This is a genomic window from Candidatus Accumulibacter vicinus, assembly GCF_000584955.1.
Classification (GTDB): Bacteria; Pseudomonadota; Gammaproteobacteria; order Burkholderiales; family Rhodocyclaceae; genus Accumulibacter; species Accumulibacter vicinus.
In genome coordinates, this window is record NZ_JDSS02000037.1 from 284,595 (window position 1) to 285,778 (window position 1,184).

The 1,184-nt window shown below is 69.0% G+C and carries 1 protein-coding gene and 1 pseudogene; both read right to left on the reverse strand.

Features of this window, described 5'->3' with window-relative positions; translation table 11 throughout:
• Window positions 1–983, reverse strand: a 983-nt coding sequence (locus CAPSK01_RS17125) for a sigma 54-interacting transcriptional regulator (protein ID WP_034929545.1), incomplete at its 3' end; no start/stop codon positions are given.
• Window positions 980–1,184: pseudogene (locus CAPSK01_RS17130) on the reverse strand (permease); the annotation flags it as partial. The gene CAPSK01_RS17125 and the pseudogene CAPSK01_RS17130, both read right to left, overlap by 4 nt.

Genomic DNA, 1,184 nt, shown 5'->3' on the forward strand with positions numbered 1-1,184 from the left:
GCCAGCAAGGGGATGTCCTCGCGCCGCTCGTCGAGGCGCGGCAGCATCAGCGTCACGACGTCGAGGCGATAGTAGAGGTCCTCGCGAAACTGGCCCTCGGTCATGGCGACTTCCAGGTCGCGGTGGGTGGCGGAAAGCACGCGCACGTCCACCGGCTCGGCACGCGTTGCGCCCACCGGCCGCACGGCGCGATCCTGCAGCACGCGCAAGAGCTTGACCTGCAGCGCCAGCGGCATGTCACCGATCTCGTCGAGAAACAGCGTGCCGCCGTCGGCCGACTGGAACAGGCCGGTATGGGCGTTGGCGGCACCGGTGAAGGCGCCGCGGACGTGGCCGAAGAGTTCCGACTCGAGCAACTGCTCCGGGATCGCACCGCAGTTGATGGCCACGAAAGGCGCCCGGGCGCGTCGGCTGGCGCGGTGGATGGCGCGCGCCAGCACTTCCTTGCCGGTTCCGCTCTCGCCCCGGATGAGGACGCTGGCGTCCGAGGCGGCGATCACCCGCGCTTCCTCGAGCAGTTCCGCCATGCGGCTGCTGCGGAAGACGATGCCTTCGCGCCAGGCCTCGCCGCTGCCGGTCTCGTGGCCGGCAGCGGCCGGCGAGAGCTGCAGCGCCTGCTCGATCTTTTCCAGCAGCACCTTGCTGTCGAAAGGCTTGGTGAGATAGCCGAAGACACCGCGCGACATCGCCTGCACGGCGTCGGGAATCGTCCCGTGCGCGGTCAGCAGGATCACCGGCAGGGTCGGTCGGGTCGAGCGGATCTCGTCGAAGAGGGCGAGTCCGTCCTGGCCCGGCAGGCGAATGTCGCTGACGACCAATTGCGGCGGTTCGACGGCGATGCGCGCCAGCCCTTCCTCGGCAGAGGCGGCCGTCGATACCCGGAAACCCCGGGCGTGCAGGCGCATCGACAGCAGCCGCAGCAGATCCAGGTCGTCGTCGATGACCAGGACATGTGCGGCGTGGGTTTTCGGAACAAGGTTCATCGCGGCACTCCGGGCGCGTTGCCGCCGGCCGTCGGGCGCACCGGCAGCGAACGTTCGATGTCGGTCAGGGCGTCGAGCTTCTCCTGCAGTTCGCTGCTGCGGCGCTGGCTGTCCTTCAACTGCTGGAGGAGCTTGTCGTTCTGGGCTTCGAGCTTCAAGCGCTCCTGGTACTGACTGGCCAGCGCCCGCGCCAGCGGGTGC